This window comes from Mycobacterium sp. (assembly GCF_025933915.1).
Classification (GTDB): Bacteria; Actinomycetota; Actinomycetes; order Mycobacteriales; family Mycobacteriaceae; genus Mycobacterium.
The window spans coordinates 1-16,881 of record NZ_JAICZA010000025.1 but is presented as its reverse complement, the minus strand read 5'-3'; the positions used below and the strand labels follow the sequence as shown (position 1 = coordinate 16,881).

Below are 16,881 nucleotides of genomic sequence, written 5' to 3'. Positions count from 1 at the left end.
CGGCGAGCACACGCCACTAGCCGAGCAGCTCGGCCAGCCGTGCCGCCAGGGTGTCCCAGCGCCATTGGGCCGTCACCCATTCGCGTCCGGCCGCGCCCATCGCGGCGGCCCGGTCCCGGTCGGTCAGCAACTCGACGACGGCCTCGGCGATTTCGCCCACCGAGCAACCGTCGACGACGAGCCCGGTTTCGTTGTGCCGCACCGTTTCTGGTGCTCCCCCGGATCTGCCCGCGACGACGGGCACACCGCTCGCCGAGGCCTCCAGGAAGACGATGCCCAGTCCTTCGACGTCCAAGCCGGCACCGCGGGTGCGGCAGGGCATCGCGAATACGTCTGCCAGCGCGTGATGCGTGGGCAATTCGGCAGCCGGTACGCCGCCGGTGAAAATCACGTCGCCGGCCACCCCGCACTCGCGGGCCAGCGTCTGCAGCGATTCCAGGTAGGGGCCGCCGCCGACGATGACCAGGGCGGCTCCCTCGACGCGTCGCCGGATCGAGGGCAGCGCTTTGATGAGCATGTCCTGGCCTTTGCGTGGCACCAGCCGAGACACGCACACCACGGTGGGCCGTTCGCCCAACCCGTAGCGCTTGCGCAACTCGGCACGGCCCGCCGGATCGGGCCGAAACCGGTCGGTGTCCACCCCGGAGGGCAGGTATTCCAGCGACGCGTTGGGCCCGAAGGCCGGCGCGAACCGCGACCGCGTATAGCGGCTGACGAACGTGACGACGTCGGTGTCGTCGCCGATGCGACGCAACACCGAGCGCGCGACCGGCAGCATCGACCAGCCCACTTCATGGCCGTGCGTGCTGGCCAGCACCCGACTCGCCCCCGCCCCACGAGCACGCCGGGCCAGCAGCGCCAACGGCGCGGCCGCCCCGAACCAGACGGTCTCGATGCCGTGGTCGACGATCAGCCGGCGCATCCGGGCATCGACCGCCGGGCCGGGCAGCATCAGGGTGCCCGGGTGACGCACCACGCGGCAGCCAGCGGCCTCGTCGTATGCCTCGGCGCCCTTCCATTGCGGTGCGTACACCGTCACCGAATGCGACTGGGCCTCGACCAGCCGACCGACGAACTCGCCGAGGTACGACTGGATGCCGCCCGGGCGGGGCGGAAAGTCGTTGGTTACCAGCAAGACCCGGCTCACGTGCGTCAGGCTAGCGTGGCGGCGACGCGGTCCGTGCACACGGTCTGAGCCCCGCGATGCACCGCTAGTGGGTCAGCCATTGGCGCCAGCGGGTGAGCAGGCCCGTCGGGCTGGTGCCCAGCACGTCCTGGGCGGCGACGGTCATGTCGGCGCGCCTGGTGCCGCAGGTCGCCAGGTAGAGATCGTGCAGCTTCGGCGTTCCGTAGGTGTCGGCCACGAAACGGGCGAACCACCAGGCGCGGTCATAGGCCAACGAGCGCTGCGCACCCGGCACGTCCAGGTCGCTGTCCGACGGCAGCGTCATGGGCAGCAACCCCTCGGTGGGCACCGGCGTCGGTGGGCGGCCGACGAAGTCGGCGACCCCTTCGGTGAGCCAGCGGGGCGCGTCCGCGACGGTGTCCGCGCGTGCGGCATAGTGAAAAAGCTCGTGGGCCAACACTATTCGCAGTGATGCCGCGCTCATGTTGGCGGCACCCGGGGCGAACACGATCCGCTGCCCGAGGGCGATCCGGCGAACGGGATCGACCCGGTCGGAGACGGTCGCGGCCGCGATATCGTCCCACTGTGATGCCGGTCCCCCGCCGGCGTCGGCGCGAAATTCCTCGTCCGTGCCGGCCACCACCACCGAGATTTCGCGTGTCCAGTCGACGCCCCAGAATGCCTCCACGGCGCTGATCGCGGCGCCCATGTCCTCGGCCACCCGGAACAACAAGCGTTCGCTCGATGGGCCACCGAGGCCCAGTAGCCGCACGGTGCGGTCGCCGACGACGATCGACTTTGTCGAGGCGCTGACCTGGCTGTGGGCGGGCGTGATCAGCTGCGGGGGCCGGATCCGGCTGTTCCGTTCCGCGTCGAACGGCACCGCCGCGGCCACGATCAATTCGACGACGAATACCCACGTCAGCAGCATCGGAAGCCGCCGGCGCCGCGGCGCGGGGTGTCTAGTAACGGCGAGCGTCGTAGATCGGGCCGGAGGAGTTCATCGGCACCACCCGTACCGGCACACCGTAGGTGGAGGAATGGATCATCATGCCGTCACCGATGTAGAGGCCCGCGTGCGAGGCGTCGGAGTAGAACGTCAGCACGTCTCCGGGCTGCAGGTCCGACAGCGAAACGGGTTGACCGCCGTGGGCCATCGCCTGGCTGGAGTGCGGCAACGAGATGCCGGCTTGCTGGAACGCCCACATCACCAGGCCGGAGCAGTCGAATCCGCCGGGCGCGGCGCCACCCCAGACATAGGACGAACCGACCTGGGTCAGCGCGGCCTGCACGACGGTGGCGCGGTCACCGCCGCCGACCCCGTCGGGAGCCATACCGGGCATTCCGGGCATTCCCCCGGGAGGCGGAGCCTCACCCGGCGCCTGCCCGGCTCCCGGAGGTGCCGCCTCCGGCGCCGGAGCACCGGGGCCCGGCGCTGCCGCGGGGGCCGCGGGGCCGGGATTGGCGAGCGCGGTGCGCTGGTCGGCGGTCAAAGACAGGTATTGCGACTTGACCACCGCGATCTGCACCTGCAGCTGACTTTGCTTGGATTGCAGGCTCGCTCGAACCGCGGCGGCCTGCTCGGCCGCGCTCTTGGCGTCGGCGGCGGACTTCGCGGACTCCCGCTCGGCTTTGGCGGCCTGCTCGCCCGCGATCCGGTAGCTCTTCATCTGGCTGGCCATTTGCGTCGCCATCACCCGCTGCACCGCGAGCTTGTCGATCAGCCCCTGCGGCGAGCCGGCGGTCAGGATGGCTTCCATGCCGTCGACGTGACCGCCCATGTAGGTCGCGGCGGCCAGGTTGTTGACGGAGGTCTGGTACGACGACAAATGGACCTTCGCCGCGTCCACGGTGGCCTGGTCGTCCGTGTGCTTCTTGTCGGCCGCGCGCTCGGCGGCCAGCTTGTCGTTCAGGTCGAGCTGGGCGCTGTGCATCGCCTCGGTGGTCTGCTCCGCCTGGCGGGACAGCTCGTTGAGTTTTGCCGTGGCGTCTTCGGCCGGGTCCGCCCACGAGGGGGCGGTCACCACACCGCACACGATCGCGAAGCCAGCTAGCGTCCCTAGGGCCGAACGTGTCAGGACACGCGCAACCGGGTACCTAGAGTCAAGCCTCAAGATTTGCTTCCTTAAACGGCCATCGACGAACCATGGTCGTCGAGCGGGTTTAGGTCTCAAACAGGTTACGAAACGATATCGGCGTTTGTCCAAAGCGAGCGGTTAAGAAATTAGAAAGAATTCTGTCATTTCTATGTGAGTCGTTTCGCGTGGCGCGAGGACCTTTGGCGGACAAGGCATTTAGGCTACACCAGATCCGGCATCCCGACGAATCGGGACCAGCCGAAGTCGCGGCGCCAAGCCCACCTCGGCGAGAACTTCCAATGCCGCCCGTTCGTCCTGCAACAAAGTATCCGGGACCCCGAGTATCACGCTCACCACACAGTCGCGACAGCCGGGGCCGCGCACCGCGCAGTCGTCGCAGTCGATGACCACCGGCGCCCCCGGGTCCGGCGGCGGCGCGGCGACGTTGGTGGGTCCAGTTCTTGGTGCCATCGGGTCGGTCCTCTCGGTCTGGCTCTGCGAGCCGGGTGGGCGAACATCACGCCGCACTGCCCGAACGGTAACCGCGGGCACCGACATCTATCCGTGACCGTGATCCCCCGGCGTGGGACCGCCGCGGGTGTCGGTCGTCATGCTTAACGTCACCCCCGTGGGTGCACGCGGCGCGACTCAGTTGAGCTTCGCCGACGTGGGGTCGCCGTTCACGTCCGATGAGCTCTCGTTGCGCGACACCACCTTCGTCGTGGTGGACCTGGAGACCACCGGCGGACGCACCAAAAGCGCCGAGGGAACACTGCCGGACGCCATCACCGAGATCGGGGCGGTCAAGGTGCGTGGCGGCGTGGTGCTCGGCGAGTTCGCCACCCTGATTGATCCGCGGCGCACTATCCCACCCCAGATCGTGCAGCTGACCGGCATCACCACGGCGATGCTGTCCGACGCGCCGACCATCGACGCCGTGCTGCCGATGTTTTTGGAGTTCGCCGGCAACGCCGTGCTGGTGGCGCACAACGCCGGCTTCGACATGGGCTTTTTGCGCGCCGCCGCGCAACAGTGCGATATCGCTTGGCCACGCCCGCAGGTGCTGTGCACCGTCCGGCTGGCCCGCCGGGTGCTCAGCCGCGAGGAAGCCCCCAGCGTGCGGCTGGCCTCCCTGGCGCGGCTGTTCGCCGTCGCCACCCAGCCCACCCACCGCGCCCTCGACGACGCGCGGGCCACCGTCGACGTCTTGCACGCCCTCATCGAGCGAGTGGGCAACCAGGGCGTACACACCTACGCCGACCTGCGCTCCTATCTGCCCGAGGTAACACCGACGCAGCGCCGCAAACGGGTGCTCGCCGAGGGGCTGCCGCACCGGCCGGGGGTGTATCTGTTCCGGGGGCCGTCGGGCGAGGTGCTCTACATCGGCACCACCGTCGACTTGCGACGCCGGGTCGGCCAGTACTTCACCGGCGCCGATCCCCGCGGCCGCATGAAGGAGATGGTCACGCTGGCCGTCGCGGTCGACCACGTCGAGTGCGCCCACGCGCTGGAGGCCGGCGTGCGCGAGCTGCGGCTGCTGGCCGCGCATGCCCCGCCGTACAACCGGCGGTCCAGGTTCCCGCAGCGCTGGTGGTGGGTGGCACTGACCGATGAGGCGTTCCCGCGCCTGGCCGTGGTGCGCGCGCCGCGGCACGATCGCGCCATCGGCCCGTTCCGGGCCCGCGCCGACGCCACCGACACCGCCCACCTGCTGGCCCGCTTCACCGGGCTACGAACCTGCACCAACCGGCTGGGCCGCTCGGCATTACACGGACCGCTGTGCGCCGAGGCTGAGGTGTCGCCGTGCCCGGCCGCGCGCGACGTCACCGCCACTCAATACGCGGCGGCCGTCGCCCGGATCGCGGCGCTGGTCGACGGCGCGGACAACACCGCTCTGACCGCCGCCGTCGACCACGTCAGCGCGCTGGCCGAGCGGCGTCACTTCGAGAGCGCCGCGCGGCTGCGCGACCGCACCGCCGCCGCGGTCGAGACGCTGTGGCGCGGTCAGCGGTTGCGCGCCCTGGCCGCGCTGCCCGAGCTGATCGCCGCCGCGCCCGACGGCCAGGGCGGCTATCACCTCGCCGTCATCCGCTACGGCCAACTCGCCGCCGCCGGCAACGCCAGGCGTGGGGTGCCGCCGATACCGGTCGTCGACGCGATTACCGCTGGGGCGCAGGCGATTTTGCCCGCCCCGGGCCCGCTGGGCGGGGCGCTGGTCGAGGAGACCGCGCTGATCGCGCGCTGGCTGGGCGCCCCCGGCGTGCGCATCGTCCGGGTCGAGGGCGCCCGGGACGCCGCGGGCTGGGCTTCCCCGCTGCGATCAGCCGGCGCCTGCGCGGCCTGGGCGGAGACGGCGCGCTCGGCCCGTCTGGCCTCGGAACAGGTTATGGCGCAAGACCTTCCGGATTCAGACCTGCTGGCCGAACCGCACCCATCGCGCGAGCAGCTGTTCGGCCGCGCCGGAATCGATGGCCGCACCGGCGCGGGCCAGCCCGTCCTCCCACGCCGGCAACCATTCGGCGCGACTGGATAACCCGGCGTGGGCGACGATCGCGCCCGCGGCGTTGAGGACGACGGCGTCGCGCACCGGACCCTTGCCACCGGCGAGCACCGCACGCACCTCCGCGGCGTTGGCCTGCGCGTCGCCGCCCAACAAATCGTCGAGGTCGGCCCGGGGGAACCCGAAGCCGGCCGGATCGAACGTCAGCCTGTCCACGGTGCCGGCCTGCACCCGCCAGATGGTGCTGGTGGTCGTGGTCGTCAGCTCGTCGAGCCCGTCGTCGCCGTGCACCACCAGCACGCTGGAGCGACGGGCGGCGAACACCCCCGCCATCACCTCGGCCAGGTCGGCGAACGCGCAACCGATCAAACCGGCGCGCGGTCTGGCCGGATTGGTCAGCGGCCCAAGGAGATTGAACACCGTCGGCACGCCGATCTCGCGGCGCACCGCGGAGGTGTGCCGGTATGACGGGTGGAACAACGGCGCGAAGCAGAACCCGATGCCGACCTCGGCGAGGCTGCGCGCCACCTCCTCGGGTCCGAGGTCGATGCGAATCCCAAGCGCCTCGAGCGTGTCTGCGCCGCCGGACAGCGACGAGGCCGCCCGGTTGCCGTGTTTGACCACCGGCACCCCCGCGGCCGCCGTCACGAGCGCCGCCATGGTGGACAAGTTCACGGTGTTGACGCCGTCGCCGCCGGTTCCGACGATGTCGACGGTGTCTTGGCCGATGGCGCTGTCGGGCATCGGCAGCGCGTGGTTGAGCATGACCTCGGCCAGCTCGATGACTTCGGCCGACGTGGGGACCTTCACCTGCATCGCCACCGCGAAGGCCGCGATCTGGGCGGCGCTCGCCTCGCCGGCCATGATCTGGTCCATGGCCCAGGCGGCCTGCCCGCGGGTCAGGTCCTGTCCGCCCGTCAACCGGGCCAGGACGCGCGGCCACGAGGTCGCGGACCCGCCCGCGTCTGTTGGGGCCCCCTGCGGAGCATCTCCGCAGGGGCCCCCAACGGGCGAATCCTCAGATGACAAAGCCACGAGCCGATGGTCCCACGCGGACCACACCAGCCCCAACCTCCACCAAACTCGGCTGCGAGCTGCCCGGTCTGCACGCGCGCGCGACGCGCCAGCGATCAATTTCCGCCCCGGGTGGAGTTCAACAACTACAAAGCGTCATACTTGCGGATGTGACCAGCGCTGTCGGGACTTCAGGTACTGCAATCACGTCACGGGTTCATTCGCTGAATCGACCCAACATGGTCAGTGTCGGCACCATCGTCTGGCTTTCCAGCGAGCTGATGTTCTTTGCCGGCCTGTTCGCGATGTACTTCACCGCCCGCGCCCAGTCGGGCGGGAAGTGGCCGCCGCCGCCGACCGAGCTCAATCTGTACCAGGCCGTCCCGGTGACATTGGTGCTGATCGCGTCGTCGTTCACCTGCCAGATGGGGGTGTTCGCGGCCGAACGCGGCGACGTGTTCGGGCTGCGCCGCTGGTACGTCATCACCTTCCTGATGGGGCTGTTCTTCGTCCTCGGGCAGGCCTACGAGTACTACCACCTGGTGGGTCACGGGACCACCATCCCGAGCAGCGCCTACGGCAGTGTGTTCTATCTGGCGACCGGGTTCCACGGTCTGCACGTGACCGGCGGCCTGATCGCCTTCATCTTCCTGCTGGCCCGCACCGCGATGAGCAAGTTCACCCCGGCGCAGGCTACGGCCAGCATCGTCGTCTCCTACTACTGGCATTTCGTCGACATCGTGTGGATCGCGCTGTTCACCGTGATCTATTTCATCCGATGAGCAGGCGCTGGACAAAAGGAGTGCTCGGTTGAAGAAACTGGGGTCTATCCGATCCGGTTCGCGGCTTTCTCAGTCGCAACGAGGGCAACGCGACCGTTCGCGGCGGCGGCTGCGCCGCCGATTGTCGGGCGGCCTGCTGCTGCTGATCGCGCTGACCATCGCCGGCGGACTGGCCGCCGTCCTCACCCCGCGCCCGCAGGTGGCCGTCGCGGATGAGTCGAACTCGGCACTGCTGCGGACCGGCAAGCAGCTGTTCGACACCTCGTGCGTGTCCTGCCACGGCGCCAACCTGCAGGGTGTGCCGGACCGCGGGCCGAGCTTGATCGGCGTCGGCGAGGAAGCCGTCTACTTCCAGGTGTCCACCGGCCGGATGCCGGCGATGACCGGCGAGGCGCAGGCACCCCGCAAGGAACCCATCTTCGATGAGGGGCAGATCGACGCGCTGGGCGCCTACGTACAGGCCAACGGTGGCGGCCCGACGACGGTGCGCAACCCGGACGGCAGCCTGGCGATGCGCTCGCTGCGCGGTGAGGACCTCGGCCGCGGTGGCGATCTGTTCCGGCTGAACTGCTCGTCGTGCCACAACTTCACCGGTAAGGGCGGTGCGCTGTCGTCCGGTAAATACGCGCCGGACCTGGAACCCGCCAACGAGCAGCAAATCCTGGCGGCCATGCGGACCGGCCCGCAGAACATGCCGAAGTTCTCCGACCATCAGCTGTCTTTCGAAGCCAAGAAGGACATCATCGGCTACGTCAAGGCGGTGACCGAAGAGCGCCAGCCGGGCGGCTACGGCCTGGGCGGATTCGGGCCCGCACCCGAGGGCATGGCCGCCTGGATCATCGGGATGGTCGCGGCCATCGGACTGGCACTGTGGATTGGGGCACGGGCATGAGCCGCGTCGAGACGATATGGCGCGCAGCGCCAAAAAGGGCGAAGAGGAGCGGCGCAAAATGAGCGGAGGCGACGTTCGCGGCTCTGACACCGGCGGCAGCCCTCAAGGCGCCGGCGCGAAGGATCCCGACGACGCGGCGCTGGCCGCGATGTCGCAGCAGGAACTGGTGGCGCTGGGCGGCAGGCTCGACGGCGTCGAGACCGTGTTCAAGGAAAACCGTTGGCCGGTCGAGGGCACCAAAGCCGAGAAGCGCGCCGAGCGCGGCGTAGCCCTGTGGCTTTTGCTGGGCGGCGGGTTCGGGCTGGCGTTGCTGCTGATCTTCCTGTTCTGGCCGTGGGAGTACAAGCCGAAGGAAGCCCCGGGCAGCCTGCTCTACACGCTGACCACCCCGCTCTACGGCCTGACGTTCGGGATGTCGATCCTGTCGATCGGGATCGGCACCATCCTGTACCAGAAACGGTTTATCCCCGAAGAGATTTCGATCCAGGACCGCCATGACGGCGCGTCCCGCGACATCGACCGCAAGACGGTCGTGGCGAACCTGGCCGACGCCTACGGCAGCTCCACCATCGGTCGGCGCAAGCTGGTCGGCCTGTCGCTGGGAGTGGGCCTGGGCGCGTTCGGCCTGTCCACCTTGGTGGCATTTGCTGGTGGCCTGATCAAGAACCCGTGGAAGCCGGTGGTGCAAACCGCCAACGGCAAGAAGGCCGTGCTGTTCACCTCCGACTGGACCCCGCGCTACCCAGGCGAGACCATCTATCTGGCGCGCGCCACCGGCAGCTTCTCCGCGTCGCCGTTCGTCAAGATGCGCCCCGGGGATCTCGACGCCGGCGGGATGGAAACCGTCTTCCCGTGGCGGGAGTCCGACGGTGACGGAACCACTCCGGAGTCGCAGGAAAAGCTGCGCGCGATCAACCAGGGTGTGCGTAACCCCGTGATGCTCATCCGGATTCGCCCCACCGACATGCACCGCGTGGTCAAGCGGCAGGGCCAGGAGAGCTTCAACTTCGGCGAACTGTTCGCCTACACGAAGGTCTGCTCGCACCTGGGTTGCCCCGCGTCGCTGTACGAGCAGCAGTCCTACCGAATCTTGTGCCCTTGCCACCAGTCGCAGTTCGACGCGCTGCACTTCGCCAAGCCGATCTTCGGGCCGGCCGCGCGCGCGTTGGCGCAACTGCCGATCACCATCGACACCAACGGGTACCTGGTCGCCAACGGCGACTTCGTCGAGCCCGTCGGACCGGCATTCTGGGAGAGGACGACAACATGAGTCCCAAACTGAGTCCCCCGAAGATCGGCGACGTCCTGGCCCGTCAAGGCGAGGACATCGACACGCGCTATCACCCCTCGGCGGCCGTGCGCAGACAGCTCAACAAGGTGTTCCCGACCCACTGGTCGTTCCTGCTGGGCGAGATCGCGATGTACAGCTTCATCGTGCTGCTGCTCACCGGGGTGTACCTAACGCTGTTCTTCGACCCGTCCATGGCCGAGGTCACCTACAACGGCGCGTACCAACCGCTGCGCGGCGTGGATATGTCGAAGGCTTTCGCATCGACCCTCGACATCTCCTTCGAGGTGCGCGGCGGCCTGTTCGTTCGTCAGGTTCACCACTGGGCCGCGCTGATCTTCTCGGCGTCGATCATGGTCCACCTGGCCCGCATCTTCTTCACCGGCGCGTTCCGACGGCCGCGTGAAGCCAACTGGGTGATCGGTTCGCTGCTGCTCATCCTGGCCATGTTCGAGGGCTACTTCGGCTACTCGCTGCCCGACGACCTGTTGTCGGGCATCGGGGTGCGCGCCGCCCTGTCCTCGATCACGTTGGGCATGCCGGTGATCGGCACCTGGCTGCACTGGGCATTGTTCGGCGGCGACTTCCCCTGCGGCGGTCTCGGCAACCAGTGCGACGCGGTGGGCTACATCGTTCCGCGCATGTACGCGCTGCACATTCTGCTGCTGCCCGGGATCATCCTGGCGCTGATCGGACTGCACCTGGCCATGGTGTGGTTCCAGAAGCACACCCAGTTCCCCGGGCCGGGTCGCACCGAGCACAACGTGGTCGGGGTGCGCGTGATGCCGGTGTTCGCGGTCAAGTCCGGAGCGTTCTTCGCCGCGATCGTCGGCGTGCTGGGGCTGCTGGGAGGCCTGCTGCAGATCAACCCGATCTGGAACCTGGGGCCCTACAAGCCATCTCACGTCTCGGCGGGCTCGCAGCCGGACTTTTACATGATGTGGACCGAGGGCTTGGCCCGTATCTGGCCGCCGTGGGAGTTCTACTTCTGGCACCACACCATTCCGGCGGCGGTCTGGGTGGCGCTGATCATGGGCGGGATTTTCGTCCTGCTGATCATCTACCCGTTCCTGGAGAAGCGGTTCAGCGGTGACAACGCGCACCACAACCTGCTGCAGCGTCCGCGCGATGTGCCGGTGCGTACGTCGATCGGCGCGATGGCGATCTCGTTCTACATGTTGCTGACGCTGGCGGCCATGAACGACATCATCGCGCTCAAGTTCGACATCTCGCTGAACGCGACCACGTGGATCGGCCGCATCGGCATGGTGATCCTGCCGCCGATCGTCTACTTCGTCACGTATCGGTGGTGCATCGGTCTGCAGCGCAGCGACCGCGCGGTGCTCGAACACGGCATCGAGACCGGCATCATCAAGCGGCTGCCGCACGGCGCCTACATCGAGCTGCATCAGCCCCTGGGCCCGGTCGACGACCACGGCCACCCGTTGCCGCTCGAGTACCAGGGCGCGGCGCTGCCCAAGAAGATGAACAAGCTGGGCTCGTCCGGATCGCCGGGTAGCGGCAGCTTCATGTTCGCCGATCCGGTGTCCGAGGACGCGGCATTGCGGGAGGCGGCGCACAGCTCCGAACAGCGTGCCCTGACCGCACTGCGCGAACACCAGGACAGCATTGCGGGTACGCCGAACGGCGAGGCCGGCGAGCACTAGCGCGGCTATCCACCGTGGCGGGGCGACCCCTCCGGGGCGTCCCGCACCAGCCGACCGAACGTCGGCGTCACCGGCAGCGTCGCGGGATTGACCCGAGGCGCGGCAACGCGTAGCGCGATGCGGAAGCCGCAGTATGTGTCAGCGCTCGGCGACCACGCGGCGCAGCTGCCGGATGTGGAGCCACTCGACCACCGGCATCGCGGCGGTGATGGCGCCGGCGAATCCGTAGCCCACCCAGGACGCGCCGTCGTGACCGATCGCCATCAGGTAGGTCGCCGTCGCGACGGCGATCAGCGCCGCACCCATCGTGCCGGTCAATATGACCGTGCCGCGCAACCAGACTCGGTCTACCGTCTCGCCTGACCACTCCGCGTCCGACTTCGGCACCGCCGCTTGCACGGGGGCCTGCCGCGCCCGCTCGGCCGCGGTGCGCGGCGCCTGAGACATGAGGCGCACCGGAGGCCTGTTCGGCGCGGTCATCGCCCGGGCGGCCGGCTCGGACTGAGACATCCGGCGGGCCCGCAGCAGTATCGGGATCGCGCCCGCGATGATCAGCGCGGACACGATGATGACGGCGTACAACACCCAGGTGGTGTGCGGGCTGCTGGCCGCCTTGTGAAAGCCCCTGCCCAGGTCCGTGAGCGCGACGGCCGCGGCCACACTAACACCCAACAACACCAGGTAGATGGCGGCGCACGCGCCGACCAGGATGCGGTCGATGACCTCGGGCGAAATGGTGTCGTCGCCCAAGCCTCGCCGATATGCCGAATATCTGCTGACCATCAGCAGCTCGTCTGCGGCGAGTCGTTGCTGTTCGACGACAGCACGGTTCCGTCGCTTGTCGTGATCGAGCAATTGAGCCTGCTGACCCGGAACAGGCTGGAGGCCTCCACCGAGCCCACGTCGGATTGCGAGATCGGGGTCACGGTCATCGACCACGGGATGTACACGTTGTGCTGGGTGCGCCGCCGACCGGACGCGTCGACGTAGGTCACCGAAATGATGTCGCCCGGGGCCTTGGTGCCGGTCACCGAGTAGGTGACTTGCCGCGGACCGGTCGGTGTCGTGGGCGGCGGAGGCGCTGCCGCCGTGGAGGTCGCCGGCGGCGCCGGAGCGGGTGCGGGCGGGGGCGCCGGTGCCGGAGAAGGCGTCACCGTCACAGTCTGTGTCTCCGTTGCTGTCGGGGGCGGTGGCGGCTCGGTCGTGGGGGGCGGCGGGGGCGGCGGTTTGGTGGTCGTGATCTCGTCCTGCATCGGTGGGGTCGACGGGACGGTGCTGGTGTTGGGGTTGGCCAGCTTGCTGGTGTCGGTCCGCGCGAACAGCAGCGACACCGAAACGACGAGCGCGATCGCGGCCACGATCGCGGCGATCCCCACCACCCACGGCCAGCGCGCCGGGCTGTGTTCATCGTCCTGCTCGGACTCGTCGTAGTCTTCGTAGTCGTAGAGCCGCAGATCGGCGGGCAGGTAGGGCGCGCTGGTGAAGTGCTCGGATTCCGGAGCGGAGTAGGCACGGGAATAGGCGTCCGTCTGGTCCGCCGCGGCCGGTTCGGCACTGCTGTCAAAGGGTTCCGCCCCGCCCTCGACGTCGTCGTCCCCGCCGGGCTCCGGGTCGTCAGCGGGCTCACCAGCGACTTCCGCTTGGTGGCTGATCGGGTCGGCAGGATCGGGTTCGTCAGGTTCCCATCCCGGGGGTTTCGGCCCGCTCATCTGTGCCCTTTGCCTACCCTTTTCGACTGCATCACCTGCGCGTAAGACTCCGCGGTCACCTCGTTGCCGGGCGCGCTGGGAAACTTCTCATTGCCTGGGCGAAACACTACCGAACCCAAAACGGGCAAAGCCGTCGTGGCGAACGGCGCAAGCGATCACGTGATCGGATTGTGACCTTTATGCCGCGATTCAGTGCTTCTCAGGACCCAGGTAGTACTCGAAGACCAGTCCGGCCGCCGCCGTCAGGACGAACATCACGCCGGCGGCAATCAGCCACGGCAGCCACAGCGCGATGCCCACCGCCACCACCGAGCCCGACAGCGCGATCAGGATCGGCCACCAGCTGTGCGGGCTGAAGAAGCCCAATTCCCCTGCTCCGTCGCTGATCTCAGCGCCTTCGTAGTCCTCGGGCCGGGTGTCGAGCCGCCGTGCCACGAACCGGAAGAAGGTGGCCACGATCAACGCGAGGCCACCCGTCAGCGCCAGCGCGGTGGTGCCCGCCCACTCCTCACCGCCGGTGGCGAACAGCGCGGTCAAAATCCCGTAGAGCAGCGCAACCACAAAGAAAAACCCGGCGACGAACTCGAATAGCCTGGCTTCGATATGCATTTGGTGTCCTAACCTACTGGCTTAACTGACCGCGGCGGGTATCGAAGGGGTGCGTGGTCACCGCCGTCGGAGATTGGCCGATCGCCTGCAATGCCGCGGCGTTGCTCTTTCCATCCATCCGCTGCTGCAGGTAGGCCTTGAAGTCGTTGGGCGACACCACGCGAACCTCGAAATTCATCATCGAGTGATAGGTGCCACAGAACTCGGCGCAGTGGCCCACGAACGCCCCTGGCGTCTTGATCTCTTCGACCTGGAAGACGTGCACGGAGTTGTTCGCGTCCGCGTTCGGGATGACGTCGCGTTTGAACAGGAACTCCGGGACCCAGAACGTGTGGACGACGTCCGCGGACGCCAGATCGAATTCGATGCGCTTGCCGGCGGGCAGCACCAGCACCGGGATCTCGTCGCTGGTTCCCAGGGTCTCGACCTTGTCGAAGTTCAGGTAGGTACGGTCCGCGGTGTTGAGCCCGCGAATGGGCCCGACGACCTCTTCGCCGTGGGCGTCCTTACCTTCCGGCTTGGACGCCATCGATTTCTTTCGCGCCGGGTCCGCACCGTCGTAGTTCAGCGTGCCGTCTTTGAATGCGACGCGCTGATATCCGAACTTCCAGTTCCACTGGAAGGCGGTGACGTCGACCACGACTTCGGGGTCCTTGGCGATGTGCAGCATCTTCTCCTGCACCACCACGGTGAAGTAGAACAGCACCGATATGATGAGGAACGGCGTCACCGTGAGCGCCAGTTCCAGCGGCATGTTGTAGCCGAACTGGCGGGGCAGCTCGGTGTCGGTGGCCTTTTTGCGGTGGAACGCCGACGACCAGAAGATCAGGCCGTAGACGATGGCCCCGACGACCAGCGAGGCGATCACCGCGCCGATCCACAGCTGCCGATTGAGCTGCGCCTCGGGCGTGATGCCCCTCGGCCAGCCCAGGGCCAGCGCGTCGGCCCAGCTGCTGCATCCGCTCAGGAACATCGCCAGCACACCCAGCGTCACGGCCAGCGCCAGCAGCCGCAGACGACGGGAAAGACCCGCGGGGGCCGCAGAACGGCGCTGAAACCTACCCTGCGACAAACGTTGCGAACGGTCCTGCTCGCGAGGGGTCACGTTGGCGCCTCCTGCTCGGATATCGAATACTACGCAGCGTAGACCACGCGCCCGAGCCGGGCGACGAAACCCCGGCCCGCCAGTGCGCCCAACCTTTCGCGACGTGCCGGGTGCGACGTCCACCGGCGTCCCCGAAGTGCGGCATACTGGGGCGCCGTGTGTGGTCTGCTGGCGTTTGTTGCCGCCCCCGAGGCTGGGGATAAGGAGGCGGCCGCCGCCCGCGCCGACGAGGCGATCGCCCGCGCGTCGCATTCGATGCGCCACCGCGGGCCCGACGAACCCGGCACCTGGGTGGACCCAGACACCGACGGCTCGGTCGTTTTCGGCTTCAACCGGCTCTCCATCATCGACATCGCGCATTCGCATCAGCCGCTGCGCTGGGGGCCGCCGGAGACGCCCGACCGCTACGTGCTGGTGTTCAACGGCGAGATCTACAACTACCTGGAGCTGCGCGACGAACTGGCCACCGGCCATGGCGCCCTCTTCGCCACCGACGGCGACGGCGAGGCCGTCGTCGCCGGCTATCACTACTGGGGTACCGATGTCTTGACGCGGCTGCGCGGCATGTTCGCGTTCGCGTTGTGGGATACCGCTACCCGCGAATTATTCTGCGCCCGAGACCCTTTCGGCATCAAGCCACTGTTCATGGCGACCGGTGCCGGCGGTACGGCCGTGGCCAGCGAGAAAAAGTGTCTGCTCGATTTGGCCGAGTTGATCGGATTCGACACACGGATCGATGACCGGGCCGTGCAGCACTACACCGTCTTGCAGTACGTGCCCGAGCCCGAGACGTTGCACCGCGGGGTGCGCCGGCTGGAATCGGGCTGCTACGCCCGGATCCGTCCCGACCGCCTGCAGCCTGAGGTGACCCGGTACTTCGTGCCGCGGTTCGCCGCCACCCCGATCACCCGCGGCACCGAACAAGCCCGCTACGACGAGATCACCGCGGTGCTCGAGGACTCGGTGGCCAAGCACATGCGCGCCGACGTGACGGTCGGGGCGTTCCTCTCCGGGGGAATCGACTCCACCGCCATCGCGGCGCTGGCGATTCGGCATAACCCGCGGCTGATCACGTTCACCACCGGCTTCGAGCGGGAGGGATTCTCCGAGATCGACGTCGCGGTGGCGTCGGCGGAGGCGATCGGCGCCCGCCACATCGCCAAGGTGGTCACGCCCGACGAGTTCGTCGCCGCCCTGCCCGAGATCGTCTGGTACCTCGACGAGCCGGTTGCCGACCCCGCGCTGGTGCCGCTGTTCTTCGTGGCCCGTGAGGCCCGCAAGCACGTCAAGGTGGTGCTGTCCGGCGAGGGCGCCGACGAGTTGTTCGGCGGCTACACGATTTACCGGGAACCGCTGTCGCTGAAGCCCTTCGACTATCTGCCGCGGCCGCTGCGGAAGTCGATGGGCAAGGTGTCGCGGCCGCTGCCGGAGGGTATGCGGGGCAAGAGTCTGCTGCACCGCGGGTCGCTGACGCTCGAGGAGCGCTACTACGGCAATGCCCGCAGCTTTTCCGACGCGCAGCTGCGCGACGTGCTGCCCGGCTTCCGCCCGGAGTGGACCCACACCGACGTGACCGCGCCGCTGTACGCCGAATCGGCGGGCTGGGACCCGGTGGCCCGCATGCAGCACATCGACCTGTTCACCTGGCTGCGCGGCGACATCCTGGTCAAGGCCGACAAGATGACCATGGCCAACTCCCTGGAACTTCGGGTGCCGTTCCTGGATCCCGAGGTGTTCGCCGTGGCGTCCCGGTTGCCCGTCGAGGCCAAGATCACCCGCACGACCACGAAGTACGCGTTGCGCCGCGCGCTGGAGCCGATCGTTCCCGCACACGTGCTGCACCGGCCCAAGCTCGGGTTCCCGGTGCCGATCCGGCATTGGCTACGCGCGGGCGAGCTGCTGGAGTGGGCCTACGCGATGGTGGCGTCGTCGCAGGCCGATCAGCTGGTCGATAAAAGTGCGATACGCAGGATGCTCGACGAGCACCGCAACGGCGCCAGCGATCACAGCCGCCGGCTGTGGACGCTGCTGATCTTCATGCTCTGGCACGCCATCTTCGTCGAGCACAGCGTGGTGCCCCAGATCAGCGAGCCGCAGTACCCGGTCCAGCT

14 protein-coding genes and 1 pseudogene are annotated in these 16,881 nt (G+C 68.3%); 6 read left to right on the top strand and 9 right to left on the bottom strand.

Annotated elements, in window-relative coordinates; translation table 11 throughout:
• Positions 1–16: 16 nt before the first annotated feature.
• From pimB to Q0W90_RS06235, 4 genes are all read right to left on the bottom strand, one after another.
• Positions 17–1,147 carry a GDP-mannose-dependent alpha-(1-6)-phosphatidylinositol monomannoside mannosyltransferase gene (pimB, locus tag Q0W90_RS06250; protein WP_297592885.1) on the bottom strand — a complete coding sequence of 377 codons (1,131 nt, stop codon included), beginning with the start codon at positions 1,145–1,147 and terminating at the stop codon, positions 17–19.
• 64 nt (positions 1,148–1,211) lie between these two features.
• Positions 1,212–2,057, bottom strand: a complete 846-nt coding sequence (locus Q0W90_RS06245; protein ID WP_297699082.1) for a DUF4157 domain-containing protein — start codon at positions 2,055–2,057, stop codon at positions 1,212–1,214.
• A gap of 31 nt (positions 2,058–2,088) precedes the next feature.
• On the bottom strand, positions 2,089–3,240 hold the full coding sequence (gene ripC / locus Q0W90_RS06240) for a peptidoglycan hydrolase RipC (RefSeq protein ID WP_297592901.1): 1,152 nt from the start codon (positions 3,238–3,240) through the stop codon (positions 2,089–2,091).
• A gap of 180 nt (positions 3,241–3,420) precedes the next feature.
• Entirely contained in the window at positions 3,421–3,675 is a 255-nt protein-coding gene (locus Q0W90_RS06235; protein WP_297592910.1) for a hypothetical protein, read from the bottom strand.
• A 139-nt stretch (positions 3,676–3,814) separates the two neighbouring features.
• On the opposite strand from Q0W90_RS06235, the pseudogene Q0W90_RS06230 reads away from it, so the two are divergent.
• Positions 3,815–5,674, top strand: a pseudogene (locus Q0W90_RS06230) (DEDD exonuclease domain-containing protein); the annotation flags it as partial.
• On the opposite strand, the gene trpD reads toward Q0W90_RS06230, so the two are convergent.
• Entirely contained in the window at positions 5,612–6,634 is a 1,023-nt protein-coding gene (gene trpD, locus Q0W90_RS06225; protein ID WP_297773660.1) for an anthranilate phosphoribosyltransferase, read from the bottom strand. The pseudogene Q0W90_RS06230 and the gene trpD overlap by 63 nt on opposite strands.
• A 254-nt stretch (positions 6,635–6,888) precedes the next feature.
• On the opposite strand from trpD, the gene Q0W90_RS06220 reads away from it, so the two are divergent.
• The 4 genes from Q0W90_RS06220 to Q0W90_RS06205 are packed head-to-tail and all read left to right on the top strand — an operon-like array spanning position 6,889 to position 11,347.
• A complete protein-coding gene (locus Q0W90_RS06220; RefSeq protein WP_297592915.1) occupies positions 6,889–7,500 on the top strand; it encodes a heme-copper oxidase subunit III in 612 nt (203 codons plus the stop codon).
• 46 nt (positions 7,501–7,546) lie between these two features.
• Positions 7,547–8,392, top strand: coding sequence for a cytochrome c (locus tag Q0W90_RS06215; RefSeq protein WP_297773658.1), 846 nt, complete (start codon positions 7,547–7,549; stop codon positions 8,390–8,392).
• 58 nt (positions 8,393–8,450) lie between these two features.
• Positions 8,451–9,662 carry a ubiquinol-cytochrome c reductase iron-sulfur subunit gene (locus tag Q0W90_RS06210; protein WP_297592919.1) on the top strand — a complete coding sequence of 404 codons (1,212 nt, stop codon included), beginning with the start codon at positions 8,451–8,453 and terminating at the stop codon, positions 9,660–9,662.
• On the top strand, positions 9,659–11,347 hold the full coding sequence (locus Q0W90_RS06205; RefSeq protein ID WP_297592921.1) for a cytochrome bc complex cytochrome b subunit: 1,689 nt from the start codon (positions 9,659–9,661) through the stop codon (positions 11,345–11,347). The genes Q0W90_RS06210 and Q0W90_RS06205 overlap by 4 nt, the downstream gene beginning before the upstream one ends.
• Before the next feature lie 138 nt (positions 11,348–11,485).
• Here the strand turns inward: Q0W90_RS06205 and Q0W90_RS06200 are convergent, their stop codons facing one another.
• The 4 genes from Q0W90_RS06200 to Q0W90_RS06185 form a co-directional block, all read right to left on the bottom strand.
• Complete coding sequence (locus Q0W90_RS06200) at positions 11,486–12,130, bottom strand: DUF2561 family protein (protein WP_297699080.1); 645 nt, start codon at positions 12,128–12,130, stop codon at positions 11,486–11,488.
• Entirely contained in the window at positions 12,130–13,056 is a 927-nt protein-coding gene (locus Q0W90_RS06195) for an MmpS family transport accessory protein (protein WP_297592925.1), read from the bottom strand. Before Q0W90_RS06195 ends, Q0W90_RS06200 begins: the two co-directional genes overlap by 1 nt.
• 189 nt (positions 13,057–13,245) lie before the next feature.
• The gene (locus Q0W90_RS06190; RefSeq protein WP_297592927.1) at positions 13,246–13,665 is read right to left on the bottom strand and encodes a cytochrome c oxidase subunit 4; all 420 of its coding nucleotides are present in this window, start codon (positions 13,663–13,665) and stop codon (positions 13,246–13,248) included.
• Positions 13,666–13,678: 13 nt separating this feature from the next.
• A complete protein-coding gene (locus Q0W90_RS06185; protein ID WP_297592930.1) occupies positions 13,679–14,770 on the bottom strand; it encodes a cytochrome c oxidase subunit II in 1,092 nt (363 codons plus the stop codon).
• A gap of 156 nt (positions 14,771–14,926) precedes the next feature.
• Here Q0W90_RS06185 and asnB point away from each other — a divergent pair.
• Positions 14,927–16,881, top strand: a 1,955-nt coding sequence (asnB, locus tag Q0W90_RS06180; RefSeq protein WP_297773638.1) for an asparagine synthase (glutamine-hydrolyzing), incomplete at its 3' end; no start/stop codon positions are given.

What these genes read in the sequence shown, in the direction of transcription:
- Q0W90_RS06195 (WP_297592925.1), bottom strand. Translation starts at nt 13,056, where the DNA reads ATGAGCGGGCCGAAACCCCCGGGATGGGAACCTGACGAACCCGATCCT.
- Q0W90_RS06235 (WP_297592910.1), bottom strand. Translation starts at nt 3,675, where the DNA reads ATGGCACCAAGAACTGGACCCACCAACGTCGCCGCGCCGCCGCCGGAC.
- Q0W90_RS06245 (WP_297699082.1), bottom strand. Translation starts at nt 2,057, where the DNA reads ATGCTGCTGACGTGGGTATTCGTCGTCGAATTGATCGTGGCCGCGGCG.
- Q0W90_RS06190 (WP_297592927.1), bottom strand. Translation starts at nt 13,665, where the DNA reads ATGCATATCGAAGCCAGGCTATTCGAGTTCGTCGCCGGGTTTTTCTTT.
- Q0W90_RS06205 (WP_297592921.1), top strand. Translation starts at nt 9,659, where the DNA reads ATGAGTCCCAAACTGAGTCCCCCGAAGATCGGCGACGTCCTGGCCCGT.
- Q0W90_RS06200 (WP_297699080.1), bottom strand. Translation starts at nt 12,130, where the DNA reads ATGGTCAGCAGATATTCGGCATATCGGCGAGGCTTGGGCGACGACACC.
- Q0W90_RS06210 (WP_297592919.1), top strand. Translation starts at nt 8,451, where the DNA reads ATGAGCGGAGGCGACGTTCGCGGCTCTGACACCGGCGGCAGCCCTCAA.